Origin of the sequence: Nocardioides eburneus, assembly GCF_040838215.1 — a bacterium.
Lineage (GTDB): Bacteria > Actinomycetota > Actinomycetes > Propionibacteriales > Nocardioidaceae > Nocardioides > Nocardioides eburneus.
The window spans coordinates 1-23,566 of the sequence record NZ_JBFPJR010000008.1 but is presented as its reverse complement, the minus strand read 5'-3'; the positions used below and the strand labels follow the sequence as shown (position 1 = coordinate 23,566).

22 protein-coding genes are annotated in these 23,566 nt (G+C 71.3%); 9 read left to right on the top strand and 13 right to left on the bottom strand.

Going from position 1 to position 23,566, the window contains the following annotated elements:
* Nucleotides 1-19: 19 nt before the first annotated feature.
* From AB3X52_RS06105 to AB3X52_RS06095, 3 genes are all read right to left on the bottom strand, one after another.
* Nucleotides 20-406, bottom strand: coding sequence for an NUDIX hydrolase (locus tag AB3X52_RS06105; protein ID WP_367992332.1), 387 nt, complete (start codon nucleotides 404-406; stop codon nucleotides 20-22).
* A gap of 44 nt (nucleotides 407-450) precedes the next feature.
* Nucleotides 451-1,869 carry an adenylosuccinate lyase gene (gene purB, locus AB3X52_RS06100; RefSeq protein ID WP_367992330.1) on the bottom strand — a complete coding sequence of 473 codons (1,419 nt, stop codon included), beginning with the start codon at nucleotides 1,867-1,869 and terminating at the stop codon, nucleotides 451-453.
* A gap of 66 nt (nucleotides 1,870-1,935) precedes the next feature.
* Nucleotides 1,936-2,475: a Uma2 family endonuclease gene (locus AB3X52_RS06095; RefSeq protein ID WP_367992328.1), complete on the bottom strand. Its 540-nt coding sequence runs from the start codon at nucleotides 2,473-2,475 to the stop codon at nucleotides 1,936-1,938.
* Between the two features lie 218 nt (nucleotides 2,476-2,693).
* Between AB3X52_RS06095 and AB3X52_RS06090 the strand changes: the two genes are divergently transcribed.
* A complete protein-coding gene (locus AB3X52_RS06090) occupies nucleotides 2,694-2,855 on the top strand; it encodes a hypothetical protein (protein WP_367992326.1) in 162 nt (53 codons plus the stop codon).
* A 107-nt stretch (nucleotides 2,856-2,962) separates the two neighbouring features.
* Here AB3X52_RS06090 and purD read toward each other — a convergent pair whose 3' ends face one another.
* Nucleotides 2,963-4,240 (bottom strand): phosphoribosylamine--glycine ligase, encoded by a 1,278-nt coding sequence (purD, locus tag AB3X52_RS06085; RefSeq protein ID WP_367992324.1) that lies wholly within the window; start codon nucleotides 4,238-4,240, stop codon nucleotides 2,963-2,965.
* Between the two features lie 85 nt (nucleotides 4,241-4,325).
* On the opposite strand from purD, the gene AB3X52_RS06080 reads away from it, so the two are divergent.
* Both AB3X52_RS06080 and AB3X52_RS06075 read left to right on the top strand, forming a co-directional pair.
* Nucleotides 4,326-6,578 (top strand): serine/threonine-protein kinase, encoded by a 2,253-nt coding sequence (locus AB3X52_RS06080; protein WP_367992322.1) that lies wholly within the window; start codon nucleotides 4,326-4,328, stop codon nucleotides 6,576-6,578.
* Nucleotides 6,575-8,671: a protein kinase domain-containing protein gene (locus tag AB3X52_RS06075; protein ID WP_367992320.1), complete on the top strand. Its 2,097-nt coding sequence runs from the start codon at nucleotides 6,575-6,577 to the stop codon at nucleotides 8,669-8,671. Before AB3X52_RS06080 ends, AB3X52_RS06075 begins: the two co-directional genes overlap by 4 nt.
* Nucleotides 8,672-8,755: 84 nt before the next feature.
* Here AB3X52_RS06075 and AB3X52_RS06070 read toward each other — a convergent pair whose 3' ends face one another.
* Nucleotides 8,756-10,042, bottom strand: coding sequence for an adenylosuccinate synthase (locus AB3X52_RS06070; RefSeq protein ID WP_367992318.1), 1,287 nt, complete (start codon nucleotides 10,040-10,042; stop codon nucleotides 8,756-8,758).
* Between the two features lie 199 nt (nucleotides 10,043-10,241).
* Here AB3X52_RS06070 and AB3X52_RS06065 point away from each other — a divergent pair, with 199 nt between their 5' ends.
* Together AB3X52_RS06065 and AB3X52_RS06060 are read left to right on the top strand one after the other, a co-directional pair.
* Nucleotides 10,242-11,141, top strand: coding sequence for a diacylglycerol/lipid kinase family protein (locus AB3X52_RS06065; RefSeq protein ID WP_367992316.1), 900 nt, complete (start codon nucleotides 10,242-10,244; stop codon nucleotides 11,139-11,141).
* Between the two features lie 459 nt (nucleotides 11,142-11,600).
* A complete protein-coding gene (locus tag AB3X52_RS06060) occupies nucleotides 11,601-12,053 on the top strand; it encodes a hypothetical protein (protein ID WP_367992314.1) in 453 nt (150 codons plus the stop codon).
* 131 nt (nucleotides 12,054-12,184) lie between these two features.
* Here AB3X52_RS06060 and AB3X52_RS06055 read toward each other — a convergent pair whose 3' ends face one another.
* From AB3X52_RS06055 to AB3X52_RS06045, 3 genes are all read right to left on the bottom strand, one after another.
* Nucleotides 12,185-13,177, bottom strand: coding sequence for a helix-turn-helix transcriptional regulator (locus tag AB3X52_RS06055; RefSeq protein ID WP_367992312.1), 993 nt, complete (start codon nucleotides 13,175-13,177; stop codon nucleotides 12,185-12,187).
* A 282-nt stretch (nucleotides 13,178-13,459) separates the two neighbouring features.
* Nucleotides 13,460-14,977 (bottom strand): lysine--tRNA ligase, encoded by a 1,518-nt coding sequence (lysS, locus tag AB3X52_RS06050; RefSeq protein WP_367992310.1) that lies wholly within the window; start codon nucleotides 14,975-14,977, stop codon nucleotides 13,460-13,462.
* Between the two features lie 91 nt (nucleotides 14,978-15,068).
* Nucleotides 15,069-15,482: a DUF3151 domain-containing protein gene (locus tag AB3X52_RS06045; protein WP_367992308.1), complete on the bottom strand. Its 414-nt coding sequence runs from the start codon at nucleotides 15,480-15,482 to the stop codon at nucleotides 15,069-15,071.
* Nucleotides 15,483-15,569: 87 nt separating this feature from the next.
* On the opposite strand from AB3X52_RS06045, the gene AB3X52_RS06040 reads away from it, so the two are divergent.
* Both AB3X52_RS06040 and AB3X52_RS06035 read left to right on the top strand, forming a co-directional pair.
* Complete coding sequence (locus AB3X52_RS06040; protein ID WP_367992306.1) at nucleotides 15,570-16,445, top strand: MFS transporter; 876 nt, start codon at nucleotides 15,570-15,572, stop codon at nucleotides 16,443-16,445.
* Nucleotides 16,409-17,002, top strand: a complete 594-nt coding sequence (locus AB3X52_RS06035; RefSeq protein WP_367992304.1) for an MFS transporter — start codon at nucleotides 16,409-16,411, stop codon at nucleotides 17,000-17,002. The genes AB3X52_RS06040 and AB3X52_RS06035 overlap by 37 nt, the downstream gene beginning before the upstream one ends.
* A 66-nt stretch (nucleotides 17,003-17,068) precedes the next feature.
* On the opposite strand, the gene fbaA is transcribed toward AB3X52_RS06035, so the two are convergent.
* Nucleotides 17,069-18,100: a class II fructose-bisphosphate aldolase gene (fbaA, locus tag AB3X52_RS06030; RefSeq protein WP_367992302.1), complete on the bottom strand. Its 1,032-nt coding sequence runs from the start codon at nucleotides 18,098-18,100 to the stop codon at nucleotides 17,069-17,071.
* A 231-nt stretch (nucleotides 18,101-18,331) separates the two neighbouring features.
* Nucleotides 18,332-19,003, bottom strand: coding sequence for a TrmH family RNA methyltransferase (locus AB3X52_RS06025; protein WP_367992300.1), 672 nt, complete (start codon nucleotides 19,001-19,003; stop codon nucleotides 18,332-18,334).
* A 31-nt stretch (nucleotides 19,004-19,034) separates the two neighbouring features.
* Between AB3X52_RS06025 and AB3X52_RS06020 the strand changes: the two genes are divergently transcribed.
* Nucleotides 19,035-19,796, top strand: coding sequence for a DedA family protein (locus AB3X52_RS06020; RefSeq protein ID WP_367992298.1), 762 nt, complete (start codon nucleotides 19,035-19,037; stop codon nucleotides 19,794-19,796).
* 68 nt (nucleotides 19,797-19,864) lie between these two features.
* Here the strand turns inward: AB3X52_RS06020 and pyrE are convergent, their stop codons facing one another.
* Nucleotides 19,865-20,401, bottom strand: a complete 537-nt coding sequence (pyrE, locus tag AB3X52_RS06015) for an orotate phosphoribosyltransferase (RefSeq protein ID WP_367992296.1) — start codon at nucleotides 20,399-20,401, stop codon at nucleotides 19,865-19,867.
* A gap of 33 nt (nucleotides 20,402-20,434) precedes the next feature.
* Between pyrE and AB3X52_RS06010 the strand changes: the two genes are divergently transcribed.
* On the top strand, nucleotides 20,435-21,610 hold the full coding sequence (locus AB3X52_RS06010) for a pyridoxal phosphate-dependent aminotransferase (RefSeq protein ID WP_367992294.1): 1,176 nt from the start codon (nucleotides 20,435-20,437) through the stop codon (nucleotides 21,608-21,610).
* 45 nt (nucleotides 21,611-21,655) lie between these two features.
* Here AB3X52_RS06010 and AB3X52_RS06005 read toward each other — a convergent pair whose 3' ends face one another.
* Together AB3X52_RS06005 and AB3X52_RS06000 are read right to left on the bottom strand one after the other, a co-directional pair.
* Nucleotides 21,656-22,324: a hypothetical protein gene (locus AB3X52_RS06005; protein WP_367992292.1), complete on the bottom strand. Its 669-nt coding sequence runs from the start codon at nucleotides 22,322-22,324 to the stop codon at nucleotides 21,656-21,658.
* A 21-nt stretch (nucleotides 22,325-22,345) separates the two neighbouring features.
* Nucleotides 22,346-23,440 (bottom strand): hypothetical protein, encoded by a 1,095-nt coding sequence (locus tag AB3X52_RS06000; protein ID WP_367992290.1) that lies wholly within the window; start codon nucleotides 23,438-23,440, stop codon nucleotides 22,346-22,348.
* Between the last annotated feature and the right edge of the window lie 126 nt (nucleotides 23,441-23,566).

The following is a 23,566-nucleotide window of genomic DNA, read 5'->3' as shown; positions in this document are numbered from 1 at the left end:
GCGCCGGGTCAGCGCCGGGTCAGCGCAGTGCGGGCACGACGTGGTCGCGGGTGAGCGCCGCGACCGACGGGTCCGACGACAGCTCCTCGAGGGACGCCCAGCGCAGCTCGGCGATCTCGGCGGCGGCACACGGCGTGATCGCGGCCGGGTGCGTGAACACGGTGGAGCGGACGACGTGGTCGGGCTCGTTGGCGGCGGCGGCCTCGAACTCGCCGAGCAGGGTCAGCTCGTCCGGCGTCACGCGTACGCCGAGCTCCTCCTGCACCTCCCGCGCGGCCGCCTCCGCGGGCGACTCCCCGGGCTCGAGCTTGCCGCCCGGGAGCAGGAACCGGTCGGTGCCGCGCTTGCGCACCGCGAGCATCCGGCCGTCGGCGTCGCGGAACACCACCGCGGCCACGGTGATCACGCCGGCCGGACCGGTCCCGGTCCCGGGGCCCGTCGAGACGCCGCTCAGAGGATGTCTCCCGGCACGTAGGCAGCGGCCTCCGGATGCGCGGCGACGACCGCCTCGACGCGGCGCACGACCTCCTGGACCTGGGCGACGGCCGCCCCCGTGAAGGTGATCGGCTCGGCCACGAGAGCGCCGAGCTGGTCGGCGGAGAGCCCGAGGCGAGGGTCGGCGGCGAGGCGAGCGAAGACGTCGTTCTCCGCCTGGCCCTGGCGCATGTCGAGGGCGGTGCCGACCGCGGCCTCCTTGATCGCCTCGTGGGCCGCCTCGCGACCCACGCCCTGCTTGACCGCGGCCATGAGCACCTTGGTGGTGGCGAGGAAGGGCAGGTAGCGGTCGAGCTCGCGCTGGATGACCGCCGGGAAGGCACCGAACTCGTCGAGCACCGTCAGGAAGGTCTGGAAGAGGCCGTCGGCGGCGAAAAAGGCGTCCGGCAGCGCGACCCGGCGCACGACGGAGTCGGAGACGTCGCCCTCGTTCCACTGGTCGCCGGCAAGCTCGCCGATCATGGAGAGATAGCCGCGCAGGACGACAGCGAGACCGTTGACGCGCTCGGTGGAGCGGGAGTTCATCTTGTGGGGCATCGCCGAGGAGCCGACCTGGCCCTCCTTGAAGCCCTCGGTGACGAGCTCGTTGCCGGCCATGAGACGGATGGTCGTCGCGAGGTTGGACGGCGCGGCGACGAGCTGGACCAGCGCGGAGAGGACGTCGAAGTCCAGCGAGCGCGGGTAGACCTGGCCGACGCTGGTGAGGACCCGGTCGAAGCCGAGGTGGGCGGCGACGCGCTGCTCCAGCTCGGCGAGCTTGGTCTCGTCACCGTCGAGCAGGTCGAGCATGTCCTGGGCCGTCCCCATCGGGCCCTTGATGCCGCGCAGCGGGTAGCGAGCGATGAGCTCCTCGACGCGCTGCAGCGCGACCAGCATCTCGTCGGCGACGGTCGCGAACCGCTTGCCGAGCGTCGTCGCCTGCGCGGCGACGTTGTGGGAGCGGCCGGCCATCACGGTGGCCTCGTGCTCACCGGCGAGCCGGGCGAGCCGGGCGAGGGTCGCCACCGCACGGTCACGGACGACCCTGAGCGAGGACAGGATCTGGAGCTGCTCGACGTTCTCGGTGAGGTCGCGCGACGTCATCCCCTTGTGGATGTGCTCATGCCCGGCGAGCGCGGAGAACTCCTCGATGCGCGCCTTCACGTCGTGTCGGGTCACCCGCTCGCGCGCGGCGATCGAGGCGAGGTCGACCTTGTCGACGACGTCCTCGTAGGCCTCGACGACACCGTCGGGGACGTCGATGCCCAGGTCCTTCTGGGCCTTGAGGACGGCGATCCAGAGCTGCCGCTCGAGCACGATCTTGTGCTCGGGGCTCCAGATCCCGACCAGGTCGGGCGCGGCGTAGCGGGTTGCCAGGACGTTAGGCACAGTCACGGCGCCGATTGTCCCACGCACCGCCCGACGCCACGAACGCGTCCGTCGGGCCTGAGCCCGAGCGCGCTAGGCGACCGTGCCGAGCACGTCCCCGAGATCCAGGGATACGACGTGGCCCGCGACCGTCACCTCGCCGATCGGACGCGCCTCGTCGAGGTGGAGGAGCGGCTGCCAGGCGCCGTCGCGGTTGGCGTGGATGTCGAGCGCGCGGAGCTCGGGGTCGAGAATCCAGTACTGCCCGACGCCTCCGGCGGCGTACTCCATCGATTTGCGGATGGTGTCCTCGGACCTGGTGCTCGGCGAGAGCACCTCGACGACCAGGACCGGCGGGTCCGTGACGAACCGCTCATCTGTGCGGTGCTCGACGACCATGAGGTCGGGTGCCCGCACTCGGTTGCGCGGCAGCCGGACGCCCACCTCCGTCATCACCACCAGGCCGGGCAGACACTCCAGGAGGCGCGCACCCAGTCTGAGCGTCGAGACGCCGTGTGGCTGCCCGACAGGCGGGCTCACGACAACCTCACCGTCGACCCACTCCGCCTTCGGCTTCTCCGGCAACTGGAGGTATTCCTCCCACGACATGCGGAGGTGCTGCAGCGTCTCCACAGCACCTCCCGACAGCGGCATCGACACATCGACCGTCCTTCCATTCTGACCGCGTTCGGGCGCAGAAGGAAGCGTCGCAGCAGTCGCTGACCTCCCGTCGCCGTCATCCACAGACGCCGGAACCGGCCGCCACCAAGGCCAGCGGGGCGCTACCGTGCTGCCACTGTCCGATCGACGAGTCGGACCGGTTCGACCAGACCTGCTCAAGGAGTGCGCGCATGACCGAGATCGAGAACGTCGAGGCCCCTGGTTTCACCGGCTTCGAGGAGAACCACTACCAGCATGGCATGCACACGCTGGCCTACATCTCACTCTGGCTGATCGTGATCGCCGGCGTGGCGTGCGGCGTCTTCGGCTTCATCTGGGGTCAGAGCCACTGAGCCTGAGCCAGGAGGCCCGCCGAGTCGGCGGATCCGGTAGCCGACCCCGCAGACGCGCCTGACCGGTCGGCGTCCATGGACGCCGGCTCGGCAGCCTGTCCTCACCGTCAGCGCAGCGAGGCGCCCTCGACGACGCCGAGCGGCTCGGCGGCGATGTCGGAGCGGCGCTGCATCCCGTCGAACGAGATGAGGTCGGCAGCGGCGTACGCCGTGGCGCGCGCGTCGGCGACGTCGCGCCCCGTCGCGCGTACGGCGAGCACCCGACCGCCGGCCGTCACGAGCTCGCCCGTCGGGGAGATCGCGGTGCCGGCGTGGATGACGTCCACGCCCGGCCGGGCGGCGGCGTCCTCGACGCCGGTGATGACATCGCCCTTCGAGGAGGACTCCGGATAGCCGGCCGACGCGAGGACGACGGTCACGGCCGCCTCGGCGCGGAAGCGGGGCGCGGCCACCTCGGCGAGCCGGCCCTCGGCCGCGGCCGCCAGCAGCTCCCCGAGGGAGGAGTCGAGGACCGCGAGCACCGGCTGGATGTCGGGGTCGCCGAAGCGGCAGTTGAACTCGATGACCCGCGGTCCCTTGGCGGTGAGCGCCAGGCCGACGTACAAGCAGCCGACGAACGGCGCGCCACGTCGACCCATCTCGGCCAGGGTCGGACGGACGACGGTCTCGAGCACCACCTCGGCGAGGTCGTCCTGGGTCCAGGTCAGCGGTGTGTAGGAGCCCATCCCGCCGGTGTTGGGTCCGCGGCCACCGTCGAAGATCCGCTTGAAGTCCTGCGCCGGCTGGAGGGCGTAGGCGGTCGTCCCGTCGCAGACCGCGAACAGCGACATCTCCGGCCCGTCGAGGAACTCCTCGATGACCACCCGCTCGCAGGCGGCGGCGTGCGCGAGGGCGGCGTCGCGGTCACGGGTGACGAGGACACCCTTGCCCGCGGCGAGGGCGTCGTCCTTGACGACGTACGGCGCCCCGAACTCGTCGAGCGCGGCGGCGGCCTCCTCGGGCGTGGTGCAGGTGCGCGACCCCGCGGTCGGGACGCCGGCCGCGGCCATGACCTCCTTGGAGAAGGCCTTCGAGCCCTCGAGCTGCGCGGCCGCGCGCGACGGCCCGAAGACCGCGACGCCACGCGCCCGGACCACGTCGGCGACGCCGGCCACCAGCGGGGCCTCCGGGCCGACGACGACCAGGTCGACGCCGAGCGACACCGCCAGGGACGCGACCGCCTCGCCGTCGAGCGGGTCGACCTCGTGGAGCGTGGCCACGGCGGCCATGCCGGGGTTGCCGGGCGCGGCGTGGACGACCGCGCCCTCCTCCGCGGCGAGTGCGAGGACGAGCGCGTGCTCGCGCCCGCCGGTGCCGACGACCAGGACGGTGAGGGGGCTCTTCACAGGCCCCAAGGGTAGGGCCCACGACGCCGGTACCGAATTTCGGCGCGGGAGGGTTCAGCCGGGCGCCGGCGGGTAGGAAGCGGCCATGCCCCTGCTTCCCTCCCCCGGTGACCAGTTCGGCCGCTACCGGATCGACAGCCAGCTCGGCTTCGGCGGTATGGGCGTGGTCTACACCGCGACCGACACCGACCTCGGCCGCAAGGTCGCCCTCAAGGTCGTCTCGGCGGCGCTCGGCGAACAGGAGTTCCTCGAGCGCTTCCGGCGCGAGGCCGAGGTGCTCGCCAAGCTGAACTCGCCCCACGTGATCGCGATCTACGACGTCGGCGAGCACGACGGCGCGCCGTTCATCGTCACCCAGCACATCGGTGGCGGCGACCTCGGTGCGCTCATGCGCCGCCGCGGCCCGATGCCGCCGCAGCTCGCGGCGCTGGTCTGCGCCGAGGTCGCCGAGGCGCTCTCCGACGCCCACCGCGCCGGTGTCGTCCACCGCGACATCAAGCCGAGCAACGTGCTGCTCCGCGACCCGGACTCCACGCGCGACCCGATGGTCTACCTCTGCGACTTCGGCATCGCCCACACCGAGACCGACGGCTTCGCCCGCGGCGGCACGGTCTCCGGGACGTGGAGCTACCTCTCCCCCGAGTGCGGCCGCGGCGAGCCCGGCACCCCGGCCGCCGACATCTACGCCACCGGCTGCCTGCTGTGGGCGGCGCTCACCGGCCGGCCGCCGTACGCCGGCACCGACGTCGAGATCGCGGTGGCCCACCAGACCGCGCCGATCCCCCAGCTCGCCGGCGACGACCCGTTCAGTGCGACCGCCAACGCGATCCTCCTGCGCGCGATGGCGAAGGACCCCCAGGCGCGCTACCCCTCCGCCGACCAGCTGCGCGACGACCTGATGACGCTGCGCCGCCAGCCGGCGCCGCCAGCCGGGATCGTGCCGGCCGGCGGCGCGCCGCTCGCGGCGGGCCCCGCTCCGACGGGCCAGACCCCGCTCTCCGGTCTCCCCGTCCCGCCGCCGACGGCGGCGCGCCGCGGGGCGGTCGTGGCGACTCCTCCCACGCCGCTCACCCCGCGTGTCCCCGGCCGCAGCCGGGCCCAGAGCCTGCTGCTGGCCGGTGCGGTCGGCGTCGGGGCGATCGTGGTCGGAGGCGGCGCCGCGCTCGGCGTCACCCGACCGTGGTCCCACGACGACGGCGCGTCCGCCGCGGCGGCGGGCGGTTCGGGCTCCGGCGCGAAGGCCGCGGCGGCGCCGAAGGGCCCGATCCTCGGCGACGGGAACGGCGACGGCAAGGGCGACGTCGTCGCCTATCCCTACGTCGACGACGACTTCGCCAAGACGTCGACGTACGACGTCACCACCTGGACCTCGGACGGCACCAAGCTCACGGGGGCCGACGAGCGCATCAAGGGGAAGTTCAACCTCTCGGTGTGGCGCTTCACCGGCGACTTCGACGGCGACGGGAAGGGCGACACCCTCACCATCCGCCACGACTATGGCAAGAAGAAGCCCTTCCCGGTGACGTCGAGCACCGGCGCGCTCTCCGGCGACCTGACCTACCCCGCGGCCGAGTGGACCCACAAGACGTCGTCCGCGCTGCGGTGGTACGCCCTCGACTTCGACGGCGACGGCCGGACCGACATCGTCCAGGAGTACCTCGACGTCGACGCGAAGACGAACGGCAACACGTTCAAGGGCGTCATGCGGCTCTGGGTCCACCACAACAACGGCTCGGGCTTCGACAAGCCGATCAAGGCGCTGCAGGTCGAGGACGACCACTTCGAGAAGACCGCGGTGGGCGACGTGAACGGCGACGGCAGGGCCGACTACCTCGACCTCGACCGGGCGCCGAGCAAGCAGAACGCCTACCACACCCGGGGCGTCTCGAAGGTCAACACCTGGATCCAGCAGGACGACGGCACGTTCGTGCAGCAGCAGCCGGTCGACGTACGCCACCAGTACGTCGACGGGCTCGGCATCGCCGACGTCGACGCGGACGGTCAGAACGAGCTCGTCCTCGTCTTCAGCGACCTGGTCAACCAGCGGTTGCGGGTCAGCGAGTTCAAGGACGGCGTGCTGCAGGCCCCGCAGCTGTTCGGCACCCTGTCCCAGCCGAGCACGTTCAGCGACGTGCTCCACCCGATCTTCCTGAGCGACGTCAACGGCGACGGCCGGGCCGACCTCGGGACCTTCACAAAGGACGAGCAGTCCGACGACTACACCATCTCGGTCGCGCTCGCGGGCGACGGCGTGTTCCTCAACGCCCAGACATGGGCCACGTGGAGCGGTGGTCCGGCGGCCCTGCACACCTACCAGCTGAACGGAGTGCTCCCGTGACCCAGCCATCCGACGCCACCCTTCCGCCGAACGCCGGCACCCCGCCCCAGATCGGCACCCGGATCGGTCCGTACCGCATCGACGCCGTGCTCAGCCAGGGCGCGATGGGGATGGTGTACGCCGGGACCGACACCCGCCTCCACCGGCCCGTCGCGATCAAGGTCGTCATGGCGACGCTCGCCCAGTCCCCGGAGTTCCTCGCGCGCTTCGAGCGCGAGGCGACGGTCATGGCCCGGCTCGAGTCGCCCCACGTGATCGCCGTCTACGACCACGGCGTGCACGAGGGGTGGCCCTACCTCGTCTCGCAGTACGCCGCGGGCGGCGACCTCGCCCGACTCATCCGGGAGCACGGCGGCATGCCGACCACCCTGGCCGCCGACGTCTGCGCTCAGGTCGCCGACGCGCTCGCCGCCGCGCACGCCGTCGGGGTCGTGCACCGCGACGTGAAGCCGGAGAACGTCCTCCTCCGCGACACCGACCTCACCCGCCCGCACGCCTACCTCGGCGACTTCGGCGTCGCCCACACCGACTCCTCCGGCCTCACCCAGCCGGGTTCGGTGGCCGGCACCTGGAACTACCTCGCGCCCGAGCGCGCCGAGGGCGACCCCGGCTCCCCCGCGGGCGACCTCTACGCGCTCGGCTGCCTGTTCTACGAGGCCGTGACCGGGCGGGCGCCGTACGCCGGGAGTGACGTGGAGGTGGCGCTCGCCCACCTCCACGGCGACGTCCCGCAGCTCCCCGGCGACGACGACGTCACCCGGCAGGCCAACGTCATCCTCGCCCGGGTCCTCGCGAAGGACCCTGCCCAGCGGCCGGCCACCGCGGTCGAGGTCCGCGACCAGCTCCAACTGCTCTCCGGCAGCGACCAGACGTACGCCGCCGGGGCGACCGTTCGCACCCGGGGTGGCCTCACCCGGAAGACGGTCGCCGTGGGTGCGGCCGGCGCCGTACTCCTCGCGGCGCTCGCCGGCGGTGGCGTCTGGCTGGGCACGCGGCACGGGTCGGAGAGCGAGCCGGCCGCGGCAGCCACGACGACGAAGCGGGGGGTCGTCGGCGACCTCGACGGCGACGGCAAAGGTGACGTGCTGCTCGGCGCCGGGTTCGGCCTCGTGGAGAACACCTTCAACGACCCCGACGCCGACATGCTCTTCACCTCGACCGGGACGGGCTTCGCCGCCGGGAAGGCGCCCGCGACGCTGCCCCAGGCGGAGGTCACGGGCGACGTCGACGGTGACGGGCGGACGGACCTGGTCGCGGTCAGCGGACAGAAAGGGGCGTTCCAGCTCCGCACCGACGCCGCGGGGGTGCCCGGGTCGATGATCCGGCTGCCCTACTGGGACAAGCCCGTGGCGGTCTTCACCGCCGACGTCAACGGTGACGGCCGCGACGACGTCGGCATCGCGTCCCGCGGTGACGGCAAGAACCTCAGCGGGGTCTACGACGACCCGGGCGACCTGTCGCTGCGGATCTCCGTGCTGGAGTCCCAGGAGGGCGGCGGGTGGTCGAAGACCATCCGGATGTATGACGCCCCGTGGACCGCCGGCGACGCCACGATGAGCCTCGACCCGGCCGACGTGGACGGCGACGGCGACGACGACCTCGTCTTCGGCTTCGAGGTCGAGGGCCAGGGTGCCGGCGTCTTCATCTCCGACGGCACCACGCTGACGCCGAAGGACCTCAGCCTTCCCGAGGACGTCGGCACCGCCAACTGCGCACACAGCCTGGTCACCGATCTCGACCAGGACGGTGTGCCGGAGCTGGTCTGCTACATCGCCTCCGAGTTCGACGTCCTGGAGTACGACGCCGGCGGCACCTGGACCACCACCGACTGGAAGGTCAGCGGTCTGGACACGGAGGGCTCCCACTCGCCCGCCATGCCGAGCGCCACCGACGTCGACGGGGACGGCGACACCGACCTGGTCTTCACCGACTACGACTTCGGCGGCGACGAGGGGAAGCTCCTCGACCATCTCATCGTGCTCGTCGCCGACCCGGCGAAGAAGACGCTCACCGCCGAGGAGCGACCGGCGCCCGGCGTCACCACGGTGAGTTCCACGGCCTTCGGGGTCGGCCGGTCCGCCTCCGGCTCCTGAGGGTCGAGTCTCGGGTCTGGCGCGTCGAGTCCCGGGTTGTGTACGGCCGTGGCCGTCACGACCCGGGACTCGACGCAGGTGGGGTCAGGCCGTGAGGTCGTGGATGACGACCGTCTCGTCGCGCTTCGGGCCGACGCCGACGACGGAGATCCGCGCGCCGGACATCGCCTCGACCGCCTTGACGTAGTCCTGGGCGTTCTTCGGCAGCTCGTCGAAGGAGCGGCAACCAGAGATGTCCTCCCACCAGCCGGGGAGGTACTCATAGATCGGCGTCGCGTGGTGGAAGTCGGTCTGGTTGACCGGCATCTCGTCGTGGCGGATGCCGTCGACGTCGTAGGCCACACAGACCGGCACCTGCTCGAGGCCGCCGAGCACGTCGAGCTTGGTGAGCACGAAGTCGGTGACACCGTTGACGCGGGCGGCGTACCGCGCGATCACCGCGTCGAACCAGCCGCAGCGACGCGGGCGGCCGGTGGTCACGCCGTACTCCGCGCCCGTCTTGCGGAGGAACTCGCCCATGTCGTCGTGGAGCTCGGTCGGGAACGGCCCCTCGCCGACACGGGTGGTGTAGGCCTTGACGATGCCGACCACCTTGTCCATCCGGGTCGGCGGGATCCCCGAGCCCGTGCAGGCGCCGCCCGAGGTGGCGTTGGACGAGGTCACGAACGGGTAGGTGCCGTGGTCGACGTCGAGCAGCGTCGCCTGGCCGCCTTCGAGGAGCACCGTCTCGCCGCGGTCGAGCGCCTGGCCGAGCAGCAGACCGGTGTCGCAGACCATCGGGGCGAGCCGGTCGGCGTAGGACAGCAGCTCCTCGACGACGGCGTCGACGGTGAAGCCACGGCGGTTGTAGATCTTGGTGAGGATCTGGTTCTTGAGCTCCAGCGCACCCTCGACCTTGCCGCGCAGGATCTTCTCGTCGAAGAGGTCCTGGATCCGGATGCCGATGCGGTTGACCTTGTCGGCGTACGTCGGCCCGATGCCGCGGCCGGTGGTGCCGATCTTGCGCGAGCCGAGGAACCGCTCGGTGACCTTGTCGAGCTGGCGGTTGTAGTCGGCGATGACGTGCGCGCTCGCGCTGACGCGGAGCCTCGAGGTGTCGATGCCACGGGCGTCGAGTGCGTCGAGCTCCTCGAAGAGGACCTCCGGGTCGACGACGACGCCGTTGCCGATCACCGGCGTGACGCCGGGGCTGAGGATGCCGCTGGGCAGGAGGTGGAGGGCGTACTTCTCATCGCCGATAACGACCGTGTGGCCGGCGTTGTTGCCGCCGTTGAACTTCACGACGTAGTCGACGCTGCTGCCGAGCAGGTCGGTCGCCTTGCCCTTCCCCTCGTCGCCCCACTGGGCACCGATGATCGCGATCGCGGGCATGTGTGCTGCTCCTTCACTACGGACGGAGTCCCTCCGGCCGCTGGGGACCGGCTGCTCGACGCACCTTGGTTTGCTGTTCCACATGCAAGGAACCCCGGCAAGAAACCGGGGCTCTTGCGACCGCAAACTACCAAACATGACGCCGCGGTCCCCGATCGTCACGTCCGGGGACCGGCGTCCACCCGGTAGGTTCGCGACCGTGGCACGGCGATGCGACCAGGTGACCTACCTCGTGGTGACCAACCCCGGCACGGACGAGGTCGCGCTGGACCGTGCGATCACGACGCTGCGGGCTGCGGGCGACGTACGCCGGGCGGTGACGTCATCGGCGGACGAGCTCGACGCGGCTCTGGACGGTCGGCGCGGTGCGACCGTCGTCGTGGCCGGCGGTGACGGGACGATGCACGCGGTGATCGCCGCCCTGCATCGGCGCGGTGAGCTCGGCGAGGTGACCGTGGGCCTCGTGCCGCTCGGGACGGGGAACGACTTCGCACGCGGGAACGGCATCCCCCTCGATCCGGCGGCCGCGGCCCGGGTCGTCCAGGCCGGCCACAGCCGGGCCATGGACCTGCTGGTCGACGACCGCGGCGAGGTCGTGGTCAACAGCGTCCACGTCGGGGCGGGCTCCGAGGCGGCCCGCCGGGCCGAGCGCTGGAAGGAGCGGCTCGGCCGGGTCGGCTATCCCATCGGAGCCGCACTCACGGCGCTCCGGCCGCCGACGCTGCGGCTGCGGGTCGAGGTCGACGGCGACGTCGTCGGCACGCCCGACCACCGGGTCCTCCAGGTCGCGGTCGGCAACGGACCGCAGGTGGGCGGTGGCACGCCGCTCGTCCCCGAGGCGGAGCCGCACGACGGCCGGCTCGACGTGATCGTCTCGCGGCCGGTCGGCGCGCTCGCCATGGCGGCGTACGCCGTCGACCTGGTGCGCGGGCGGCACCACCGTCGTCGGGACGTGCAGGACCTGCGGGGCCGGGAGGTCACCGTGGCCGGGGAGGCGTTCTGGTGCAGCGCCGACGGTGAGACCTACGGCCCTGTGCGTCAACGGACCTGGCGCCTCGAGCCGGCGGCGTACGCGCTGCTGGTCCCTGCCACCGCCTGAGCCCTCGGCAGCGACGCCTCGGGTTTGGGGCCGGGTGGACCAGGGGATGGTGTGCTCGTCGCTGACGTCAGGAGGTCTCGGGTGACTCGTCATGCCATCACTGCCGCAGCAGCGCTCACGCCCATGGGAATGCTGCTCGTCGGCTGCGGCAGCAGCCAGCCTTCCCGTACACCGACCTCCAGCCCCGGCTCGGCCAGCACGCACCCGTCCCCTTCGCTCTCGCCACAACCCTCCGGGGAGACCGTGAGCGTTCCTCACGGCGAGGTCACGGTACGGCACCTTCACCGACGGCTACCTCATCACCGTCACCTTCGACGTCGACCTCAACTTGTGCACGAAGAAGTGGATCGAACCGCGGATCGACCAGATCATGTCCACCTTCAGCCTCCGCTGATGGCCGGCACCGGCGCACGCACCCGCGCCCGCACAGTCGCGGCCCTGCGTCCGAAGGGTTGAGTCATGACTGCGACCCGATCGGGACCGCGCGTCGACCGAGCGGCCCGCTACGGCCCGTGGATCTTCCTGATCCCGTTCCTCGTGATGACGATCCTGTGCGGGCAAGGCGTCGAGGAGTACGTCTCGGACCACTCACCGGGCGTGCCGATGCAGCAGGCCACCGTTCGCAGGTGCGAGGGCGTGCACGTGAACGGCATGACGACGGTCTGTGCCACCACCCCCGACGGCACGAACGTCGCCTTCTCGTGGGGCGGCCACCTCGTGTCCCCACGGGTCGGCTCGCACATCGCCGTCTTCGACAAGAACGGCGTCTGGCATGCGCGCGACGAAGACGGGCTGCCGATCTGGCCCCTCGTTCTGGGAGTGATCTGCGCGGCCGTCTCACTCGCGCTCATCAGCCTGCTGATCGGGCGCTTCCGACGATGGCTCCGCGGTCTGGGGCGGGGGCATCGGTAGCAACCGACGGCGACGCCTGCTCCAGGAACCGGCCGGCCGGGAGTTTGGTCCGGCGGTCGGCCGCGACACAGCCGCGTCACGCGCCGACAGTCACAGCGCAGCGCAGCGGCCCACAGGGAGCGTCGATGCGCTCAGAGCCAGCCGCGGCGGGCTGCCTCGGCGCCGGCCTGGAAGCGTGAGGTCGCACCGAGCTCGGTCATGAGCTCGGCCACGCGCCGGCGCACGGTGCGGAGGCTGATCCCGAGCCGCCGCGCGATCTGCTCGTCCTGGGCCCCGGAGGCGAGCTGCTCGAGGAGGAACGACCGCTGCGCGGCGCCGTGCCGGGCCCGTTCGAAGTCGGCGACCGGAGTCCCGGCCGCCCACAGCCGCTCGAAGAGCAGCGTGAGCGCCTCCACGATCCCGCGCTGGCGAACCATGATCCGCGGTGACGACGTGTTGCCGAGCGGCTCCGGGATGATCGCGTGGGTGCTGCCGATGACGAGCAACCGGGTCGGTACGTCGGCCAGCAACCGGATCTCCTCCCCCGCTCGCGCCCGGGCCGCCATCGCGACCGGCGCCTCCGCCATCGCACGCACGGGGTAGATCGCCCGGCAGCGTCGGCCGTTGGCGATCGCCTCCGCCACCATCGCCGTCGTGTGGTCCTCCCACGGCATCGCCCACTGGTCCGGACGCAGCCAGAGCAGGTCGCCGGTGCTGCCGCCGACGAGCGCCTCGAGCGTCTCGGGCATGTAGCGGGAGGAGAACAGCTCACCATCGAGGGGCTGCTCGTCGGCCGGCTGCGCGGCCGCGGCGCGGGCGACCGTGCCGGCGACGTACGGCATCGCCTTCGAGATGTTGAGGAGACGGTCGTGGGCCACGCTCGCGCGCTCCGCGGTGATCGCGAGCATGCGCGCCACGACCTCGGTCTGGTTGAGGACCGTCAGCGTCCCGTCCGCGAGACTCACGATGTCGAACTCGGCGAGCGGCTCCAGGTCGCGACGCAGACGCTCGACGCTCGTCGCGAGCGAGCTGGCCACCTCGTCCACCGGGCGCCCGGCGAGGGGCAGCATCCGGTCGTAGAGCCGCCCCGTCTCAGGCCTGAAGCCGAGCGTCGTCATCAACGTCTCGGAGCGGCTGCTCTCCATGACGGCACCTTAGTGCCACCGGCCGGTGCCGGCCGCCGCTCGGCCCAGCGCCGTCCGACGAGCGCCCGCAACGCCGGCAGCGCCGTCCGACGCGCGCGGCGCCAAGGCGGGGGGCGCGAAGGCGACCTTCAAGGGCGGAGCCGGTCGTCGAGCGCCCGCAACGCCGGCGACGCACCGTCCGACGCGCGCGGCGCCAAGGCGCGGGCGCGAAGGCGACCTTCAAGGGCGGAGCCGGTCGTCGAGCGCCCGCAACGCCGGCGACGCGCCGTCGGGTGGCGCTGGTTATGCCTCGGGCTTGAGGAGGGGGAAAAGGATGGTCTCGCGGATGCCGGCGCCGGTGAAGAGCATGACGAGCCGGTCCATGCCGAAGCCGAGGCCGCCCATGGGCGGTGCGCCGTACTCGAGCGCGCGGAGGAAGTCCTCGTCGAGCTGCATCGCCTCGGGGTCGCCGCCGGCGGCCAGGAGCGACTGCTGGGTGAGGATCTCGCGCTGGACCATGGGGTCGATCAGCTCGGTGAAGCCCGTGCCGCGCTCGACGCCGCCGATGATGAGGTCCCAGGCGAGGACCTGACGCGGCTCCTCGTCGTTGAGCCGGGCGAGCGGCTGGGCCAGGGCCGGGAAGTCGCACAGGAAGGTCGGCTGGAGCAGGTGCGGCTCGACGAGCTCGCCGCAGAGCTCCATGACGAGCTTCTGGGCCGGCCAGGCGGCGTCGTACTCGACCTCGTGCTTGTCGGCCAGGTTGCGCAGGGTCTCCAGGTCGGTGTCGGGCGTGATCTCCTGCCCGACCGCCTCCGAGACGCCCTGGTAGACCGGCAACCAGCGCCACTCGCCGTCGAGGTCGATGGTGCCGGCCGGCGTCTCGATCTGATGAGTGCCGACGGCGTCCGCGGCCGCCAGGAAGAGCCGCTTGAGAACCTCGGCGATGGTGAACTGGTCACCGTAGGCCTCGTAGGCCTCCACCATCGTGAACTCGGGGCTGTGGGTCGAGTCGACGCCCTCGTTGCGGAAGATGCGGCCGATCTCGAAGACCTTGTCGACGCCGCCGACGACGGCCTTCTTGAGGTTCAGCTCCAGCGCGATGCGGAGCGTCATCTCCTGGTCGAAGGCGTTCATGTGGGTCCGGAACGGTCGCGCGTGGGCGCCGCCGTGGATCAGCTGGAGGACCGGGGTCTCGATCTCGAGGAAGCCCTCGTCCTCGAGCTGGCGGCGCACGGCGCTGGTGATCGCGGCCCGGGTCCGCACCATGTCGCGCGCCTCCTGGCGCACGATCAGGTCGGCGTACCGCTGCCGGACCCGCGACTCCTCCGACAGCTCCTTGTGGAGCACCGGCAGCGGCCGCAGCGCCTTGGAGGCCATCTCCCAGCGGGTGGCCATGACGGAGAGCTCGCCGCGCTTGGAGCAGATGACCCGGCCCTCGACGAAGACGTGGTCGCCGAGGTCGACCAGGCTCTTCCACGCCGCGAGTGAGTCCTCGCCCACCTCGGCGAGGCTGAGCATCACCTGGAGGCGGGTGCCACGGTGCCCATTCGTTTGGCCATCCTGAAGGGTGGCGAAGCAGAGCTTGCCGGTGTTGCGCACGAAGATCACCCGGCCGGCGACACCGACGACGTCCTGGGTCTCCTCGCCCGCCTCGAGGTGGGCGTAGGTCTCCCGGATCTCGGCGAGCGTGTGGGTGCGCCCGATCATGGTCGGGTACGGCGCCTTGCCCTCCGCCAGCATCCGCTCGCGCTTGGAGCGACGGACCTGGCGCTGTTCGTCGAGGTCCGGCTCGGTCACAGGGAGGTCAGGCGTCTTTGGCACGGGTCAAGGCTAGGCGATCCGGGGCCTCCTGCTCGATTCGGAACGGACGCAGGGCCCATCGGTGTGCCCGACGGACCCCGCCGTCCGTGGCTCACGCCAGCAGGGTGTCGTACGCCGTCTGGCTGCTCTCCCGCAGGAAGGCGCTGCAACGCTCCCACTCGTCCGTCTCGCCGATCGTCCGGGCGGCGCCGGCGAGCAGGGCGAGACAGGTGAGGAAGCCGCGGTTGGGCTCGTGCTCCCACGGCACCGGCCCGTGGCCCTTCCAGCCGTTGCGACGGAGCAGGTCGAGGGAGCGGTGGTAGCCGACGCGCGCGTAGGCATAGAGGGTCACGTCCGCCGCACCGGTGTCACGCGCCTCCTCCGCGAGGGCGGCCCAGGCCGCGGGCGAAGCCGGGTGACGGCGTACGACGTCGGCGGCGGTGCTGCCGGCGGCCAGCTCGTCCGACGCGGGGTCGGCGGGCAGGAGGGTCGGGGGCGGGCCGGCGAGCAGGTCCTGATGAGTCATGGGTCCATTGTGGCGGGCGAAGGCATGAGTGATGACATGAGGAAGGGCACGGGCGCGACGTCGGTGCGCGGTGCTTGACTGATCCTCATGACCCAGACGACCGCCCCACCCGCCGGCGCCTCCGCGGAGGTGCGGCCATGGCCGGCGCTCATCGCGCTGTGCATCGGATTCTTCATGATCCTCGTCGACATGACGATCGTCACCGTGGCGACGCCCGACATCATGAAGGAGCTCGACGCCTCCACCAACGAGGTGCTGTGGGTGACGAGCGCCTACCTGCTGGCCTACGCCGCGCCGGTGCTGATCACCGGTCGGCTCGGTGACCGGATCGGCCCCAAGTGGATGTATCTCGCAGGCCTCACGGTCTTCACCCTCGCGTCCCTGTGGTGCGGCCTGTCCGGGAGCATCACGATGCTCATCACCGCGCGTGTGGTGCAGGGTGTGGGCGCCGCGATGATCACGCCTCAGACGATGGCGGTGATCACGCGGATCTTCCCGCCCGAGCGGCGCGGGCAGGCGATGGCGCTGTGGGGTGCCACTGCCGGCATCGCGACGCTCGTCGGACCGATCCTCGGCGGTGCCCTGGTCGGGATCGGCTGGGAGTGGATCTTCATCATCAACGTGCCGGTCGGCATCGTGGCCTTCGTGCTCAACTGGCGGCTCGTGCCGGTCCTCGAGACCCACGAGCACACCTTCGACTGGCTCGGCGTCGCGCTGAGCGCGGTCGGCATGTTCGGTCTCGTCTTCGGCCTGCAGGACGGCGAGCAGCGCGGCTGGGACGGCCTGATCTGGCTGCTGATCGTCGGCGGCCTGGTCTTCCTCGGTCTCTTCGTCTGGTGGGAGGCGCGCAACCGGAAGGAGCCGCTGGTCCCGCTGGGATCTTCGGCGACCGCAACTTCTCCGTCGCCAACCTCGGCATCACGTGCATGGGCTTCGCCGCCACCGCCATGGGCTTCCCCCTGATGCTCTACGCCCAGCTGGTCCGGGGCTACTCCGCCTTCGAGGCGTCGCTCCTGATGGTCCCGATGGCCGTGATCTCGTTCTTCATGGCGCCGGTGGTCGGCCGGTTCACCGACAAGGTCCACCCGAAGCTGCTGGTCACCGCGGCGTTCGCGGTCTGCGCCATCGCGGTCTTCTGGGTGTCGACGCCGATCACCTCGACCTCCCACGTGTGGGAGCTCCTCGTGCCGATGGGCCTGCTGGGCCTGGGGATGTCGGGCGTGTGGGCGCCGCTCGCGGCGACCGCGACCCGGAACCTCCCGATGCACCTCGCCGGCGCCGGCGCCGGGGTCTACAACGCCACCCGGCTGGTCGGCTCGGTGATCGGGTCCGCCGGCATCGCCGTGCTGATGGACAGCCGCATCACGGCCGAGCGCGCCTACACTGCGACGGGCAAGGTCAACCCCGATGGCCTGAGCTCGGCCATGTCGCAGTCGATCCTGCTGCCTGCGGCCGTGCTGGCGCTCGGGTTCGTCGCCTCCCTGCTCTTCGCGACACCGAAGCACATGCAGAAGGCCTGACCTGCCAGGCGTTCCCGACGTGAGGACGCCGGCGCCGCTACTCCTGCGGCGGGCGCCCGGTGAGACTCAGCCGATGGACTGACCGGCGGAGCCGAGGTGCTGGGCGCCCTCGACGACACGAGCCGCCATACCGGCCTCGGCGGCCTTGCCCCAGCTTCGCGGGTCGTAGGCCTTCTTGTCGCCGACCTCGCCGTCGACCTTGAGGACGCCGTCGTAGTTGCTGAACATGTGGGCCGCGACCGGGCGGGTGAAGGCGTACTGCGTGTCGGTGTCGATGTTCATCTTGACGACGCCGTAGGAGACGGCGGCGGCGATCTCCTCGGCGCTCGAGCCGGAGCCGCCATGGAAGACCAGGTTGAACGGCTTGCTGCCGGCGGCAAGGCCGAGCTTCTCGCTCACGGCGTCCTGGGCGTTCTTGAGGATCTCCGGACGGAGCTTCACGTTGCCGGGCTTGTAGACACCGTGCACGTTGCCGAAGGTGAGGGCGGTGAGGTAGATCCCCTCGGCGCCGGTGCCGAGCGCCTCGACCGTGGCGATCGCGTCCCCCGGGGTGGAGTAGAGCTTCTCGTCGATCGCGCCGACGATGCCGTCCTCCTCACCGCCGACGACACCGACCTCGATCTCGAGGACGCACTTCGCGGCGGCGGCCTTCGCGAGCAGCTCCTCGGCGATCTGGAGGTTCTCGTCGAGCGGCACGGCGGAGCCGTCCCACATGTGGGACTGGAAGAGCGGCGCCTCGCCCCGCTTGACCCGCTCGGTGGAGAGCTCCAGCAGTGGCCGGACGAACCCGTCGAGCTTGTCCTTGGGGCAGTGGTCGGTGTGGAGCGCGATGTTGACGTCGTACGACTTGGCCACCTCGGCGGCGTAGGCTGCGAAGGCGACCGAGCCGGTGACCATGTTCTTGACCGTGGGGCCGGAGAGGTACTCCGCACCACCGGTCGAGATCTGGATGATGCCGTCGGAGCCGGCCTCGGCGAAGCCGGCCAACGCGGCGTTGAGCGTCTGGGAGGAGGAGACGTTGATCGCCGGGTAGGCGAACCCCTTCTCCTTGGCGGTCGCCAGCATCTCGGCGTACTTCTCGGGGGTGGCGATGGGCATCGCGGAACTCCTCGCGCATCGGGGTCGAGCATTCGGCTGGTGCGGCCACAGTAGTGCGGCCCGGCGACACCCTGGGCTTGGATCGATCCAGCCGTCTTGACACCCGAACTGACCGGCACCGATGACTTCGCGTCCACCTGGACGTCAGCGTGGCAGTGGAAGCGTGGCGACCACGTCGTCGTCTGCCTCGCTCAGGTCTGACCGAGACGACTGCCACGAGGAGGCCGGGCGCTATCCCCGCCAGACCTCCTCGTGGGACAGGTCGGCGTACGCCCGGATCCAGGAATGCATGGCGATCGCGGCCGCGGACGAGGCGTTGATCGACCGCGTGGAGCCGAACTGCGCGATCGAGAAGGTCCCGTCGCAGGCCGCCCGCGCCTGCTCGGAGAGACCAGGCCCCTCCTGCCCGAAGAGGAAGCAGACGTCGCGGGGCAGCTCCATCGTCTCGAGGTGGAGCGATCCGGGCAGATTGTCGATGCCGAGCAGCCGGACGCCCTTGTCGTGGAGGTACGCCGCCAGCGACGGCACGTCCGCGTGGTGCCGGACATGCTGGTAGCGGTCGGTGACCATCGCACCGCGGCGGTTCCAGCGCCGGTTGCCGACGATGTGGACCTCGGCGGCGAGGAACGCGTTGGCGGTGCGGACGATCGTGCCGATGTTGAAGTCGTGCTGCCAATTCTCGATGGCGACGTGGAACGCGTGGCGCCTGGTGTCGAGGTCGGCGACGATCGCCTCGAGGCGCCAGTAGCGATACCGGTCGACGACGTTGCGCCGGTCTCCGTCGCGCAGCAGCTCGGGGTCCCAGTGGTCGCCGTCCGGCCATGGTCCTTCCCAGGGTCCGACGCCGACCTCGGGGCGGCCATGGGGCATCGGGTCGTACGGCGCCCGCTCGTCCTCGATCATCGGATCAACCCTAGACACCTCGAATTCATGCATGTCCGACTACTGTTTCGTTGTGCACGATCTCCTCGTCCAGCTGCCGACCATGTCGATCGGCCTTCATGACTTCACGCAGTGGCTCAGCCCGGACTTCCTTCTCCACAAGTTCGGCGCGGCCCTGTTCTGGCTGGGCATCCTCGTGCTGTTCGTCGAGTGCGGACTCTTCTTCCCGTTCCTCCCCGGTGACACTCTGCTCTTCGCGATGGGCCTCTTCATCGCCGAGGGGAAGGTCGACATCATCCCGGGCGGCCACCACGCCGACCTGAGCTTCGCGCTGGTGGTCTATATCGCCGCGGCCTTCGCCGGCAACGTCGTCGGCTACCTGATCGGCGACCGGATCGGGCCGCGGATCTATCACCGCGACGGCAAGATCATCAAGCGGAAGTATCTCGACCAGACGTCGGCGTTCTTCGACAAGCACGGTCACACCGCGCTCGTGATCGGCCGCTTCGTGCCCTTCGTCCGCACCTACATCACCCTGGTCGCGGGCGTCACGCGCATGCGGCGACACACGTTCTTCGTCTGGAGCGCGGTCGGCGCCGTCGGCTGGGTCGTGTCGATCACGCTGATCGGCTACATCCTCGGTCGCACCTTCCCGTCGCTGGGCAAGTACATCGACCTGGTGACCTACGGCCTGCTCGGCGTCACCGTCGTCGTCCTGATCATCGAGTGGATCCGCAAGCGGCACGAGGAGGACCCGGGCCTGCCGTCGTCCTACCGCGACGAGGAGGCGCGCGCCGGAGACCGCCCGAGCTGACGCCTGGCACGGCAGGACTGCCGTCCCGGCCCCGCACGCCGCCGACCGCGCAAACCTCGGCGGTGGTGTCAGCCGTGTACGGCGTCCAGGTCTGCCTTGGTGAGGACCGACCGCAGCTCGAGGTCGACGTCGGCGAGCGGGTTCTCCTCCGGGCCGCCCGGGCTGCGGTCGATCGCGCAGACGACGGTGGCGACACTCGCGCCGTACTCACGGAGGGCGACGGTGGCGTTGCGGACGGCGCCACCGGTGGTGATGACGTCCTCGATGAGCGTGATCCGCTTGCCGGCCACCTCGGGGCCCTCGGCGAGCTTCATGGTGCCGTACTCCTTCGCCTTCTTGCGGACGAAGAGCGCCGGCAGACCGGTCTTGGCGGACACCATGGTCGCGATCGGGATGCCACCCATCTCGAGACCGCCGAGCAGCTCGGTGTCGGCCGGCAGCAGGTCGACCATCTGCGCGGCGACCCGCTCGAGGAGCGCCGGCTGCGCCTCGAAGAGGTACTTGTCGAAGTACTCGGTCGCGATCTGGCCGGAGCGGAGCACGAACTCCCCGGTCAGGCGGCAGATGGCGTCGATGTCGGCGGCGAGGGCGGCGTCAGTGGTCACGGCGCTACTTTAGGGTCGGCCTACCCTGGGGCCGTGGTCGCCTCTCGCCTGCATGGCATCCCGCCGACGATCTTCACCGAGATGTCCGCCCTCGCGCTGGCGACGGGGGCGGTCAACCTCGGCCAGGGCTTCCCCGATGTCGACGGCCCCGAGGCCGTCATCAAGCGGGCGGTCGAGGCGCTGGAGACCGGCGCCAACCAGTACGCGCCCGGCCCCGGCGTCCCCGCCCTCCGGGAGGCGGTCGCCCGCCACCAGCGGCGCCACTACGGCCTCGACCTCGACCCGATGACCCAGGTGGCGGTCACGACGGGCGCGACCGAGGGGATCGCCGCGGCGATGCTCGGGCTGGTGGACCCCGGCGACGAGGTGATCGTGCTCGAGCCCTACTACGACAGCTATGTCGCGATGATCCAGATGGCCGGCGGCGTACGCCGCGCGGTGACGCTGCGGCCGTCGGCGTCCGGCGGGTTCCGCCTGGACCCCGACGAGCTCCGTGCCGCCGTCACGTCGCGCACCCGGCTGATCCTGCTCAACAGTCCCCACAACCCGACCGGGACCGTGCTGACCCGCGAGGAGCTGACCGCGGTCGCCGCGGTCGCGATCGAGCACGACCTCGTGGTCGTCACCGACGAGGTCTACGAGCACCTGACGTACGGCGAGGGCTCCGACGCCCCGCGCCACGTCCCGATGGCGACGTTGCCGGGGATGTTCGAGCGCACCCTGACGCTGTCGAGCCTCGGCAAGTCGTACTCGTTCACCGGCTGGAAGGTGGGCTGGGCGAGCGGGCCCACCGCGCTCGTCGGCGCGCTGCTCGCGGCCAAGCAGTGGCTCACGTTCACCTCCGGCGCCCCGCTGCAGCCGGCGGCGGCGTACGCCCTCGACGCGCTCGACACGTGGCCCACCGAGCTCGCCGCGGAGCTGCGCACCCGCCGTGACGCGCTCTGCGCGGGGCTCGCCGAGCTCGGCCTCGGCGTCACCGTGCCGGACGGCACCTACTTCACCGTGACCGACATCGCCGGGCTCGGCTGGGAGGACGGTACGACGTTCTGCCGGGCCCTGCCGGAGCGGGCCGGCGTCGTCGCGATCCCGCTTCAGGGCTTCTACGACAGCGACGCCGGACGCCACCTCGTGCGCTGGACGTTCTGCAAGCGGCCCGCGGTCATCGCCGAGGCGCTCGACCGGCTCGCGCGCAGCGACCTGCGGGCCTGACCGTGCGGGAACACCACCCACACCACCCCGGTCACCAGTAGCGGGTCAGTAGTAGCCGGGCCCCTGCCCGAACGGCCTGACCACCGGCTTCGGCCGGAACCATTCGTTGGCGCCGCCGACGAAGAGCAGCACGATCGTCGCGATCGCCGCCCCCAAGGTGAGGATCGGGAAGATCCCCGTGATCGAGACCAGGCTGGCGACGATCGTGAGCCCGGAGAGCACCACGAGCACGATGCGTGCCACCTGGGAGCGGCGTAGCGCGAAGACGGCACAGAGGATGCCGCCCCCGGACATCGCCAGCGTGACGAGGCACATCACGACGAGGAACACCACGAAGGTGGTGCCGTCGTCGGTCCCATTCTCCTGGACCTGGTCGGCGAACCACGACCGCGCCGCGATGCCCGCGATGACCATGACCAGGCTCAGCAGCGCGACGAGCGACGACGAGACGATCGCGATGATCCCGGCCGCCAGGACCGTCCCGGGCCGCCGGTTGGGGTCGCGCGGGACACCGCCGTACGGATGGCCGTACGGCGGCTGCTGCTGACCGTACGGCGGCTGGCCGTGCGGGGACTGAACCTGCGGATGCGGTGCGTACGGCTGCTGCCCGTAGCCGGGCGGCGGAGAAGGCTGGCCGTACGGCGGTCGCTGACCGGCGAACGGGGCATCGCCGTACGGGCTGGGCTTCTCGAAGGAGCCGTAGGGGTCCGACATGGGCGGGACCCTACCCGCTGGTCAGCGGTCGAACCGGTGGAACCAGGCTCTGGTCTCCGGGCGCAGCAGCAGGGCGAGCGTCACGGCGGCCAGGCTCAGACCGGCGACCATCACCGGCGCCATGAGGGAGGCGATCAGGAGGAGGGCGATGGCGATCGCGACGAGCACCACGAGGGTGACCCGCGCCCAGGCGACGCCCCGGGTCGTCAGGTAGGCCATCACGGCCGTGAACGCGATGGCGGCGAGCCCCATCACGACGCCGATCCACATCGAGGCCACCACGAGGTCCTCGGTGAGGCCCTGGCCACGGAGCTCCGGGTTCTGCCGCATCATCTCGTCGTAGAACGGCCCGGGATCGGCCGTGCAGATCACCCCGACGGCGAGGAGTCCGAGGGCGCCGAGCGCGCACAGGATCCAGGTCAGCACCGCCGCCCAGGTCACCGTGGCCGGCCTCGACTGCGGCGGCTGCACCGGCTGCCCGGTCCGCACGGGCGCGGCGGGATGCGGCGTACCGGCCAGCCAGGAGGGGTACGGCGGCGGGGTCGGTGCGCCCTGAGGTGCGCCCTGAGGTGTGCCCTGCTCCGGGGCCTGCTGAGCGTAGGGGCGCTGGCGCGGGTTCGGACCGAGCTGCTGGCTCGACCGCGGCTCACCGGGCGCCTGCGACGGGCCGGCGGGCGGCGCCTCGCGGGCCGGGATGCCGCGGAACCAGTCCCGCGACTGCGGGACCCAGAGCAGGACGACGGCGACGGCCACGAGGGTCGAGAAGAATCCGCCGCTGGCCATGCCCGAGAGCAGCAGCGGGACCGCCAGTACGGTGAGCACGATGCGGGAGGCCTGATGGCGGCGCAGGACGTGCCAGCCGAGGACGACCGCCGCCGCGGCGAACGCGCCGGTGACGAGCGCGAGCACGTGCATCGTGTCGAGGACGGTGCCGACGTCGACACCGAGATGGTCGAACGGCGGCTCCGCGAGCGTCTTCTCGATCGACTCCCGGGTGTCGAGGCTTCGCAGCCGCGACAGCTGGGAGTACACCGTCGCCAGGACGCCGAGCGAACCGCCGACGATCAGCCAGCCGGCCAAGGTCACCTGGCTGGGCCGCGGGAGCTTCTCGGACATGTCTCCATTCCACCAAGTCATCCCTCGGAACCGCGAGTCGGCGCCTGTGCGTGACCACGGGCGCCGGCCCTTCTGCGGCGCCCGTGCCCGGCCGGGTCGGCCGGGTCGGCGTACCTGCACGCCGAC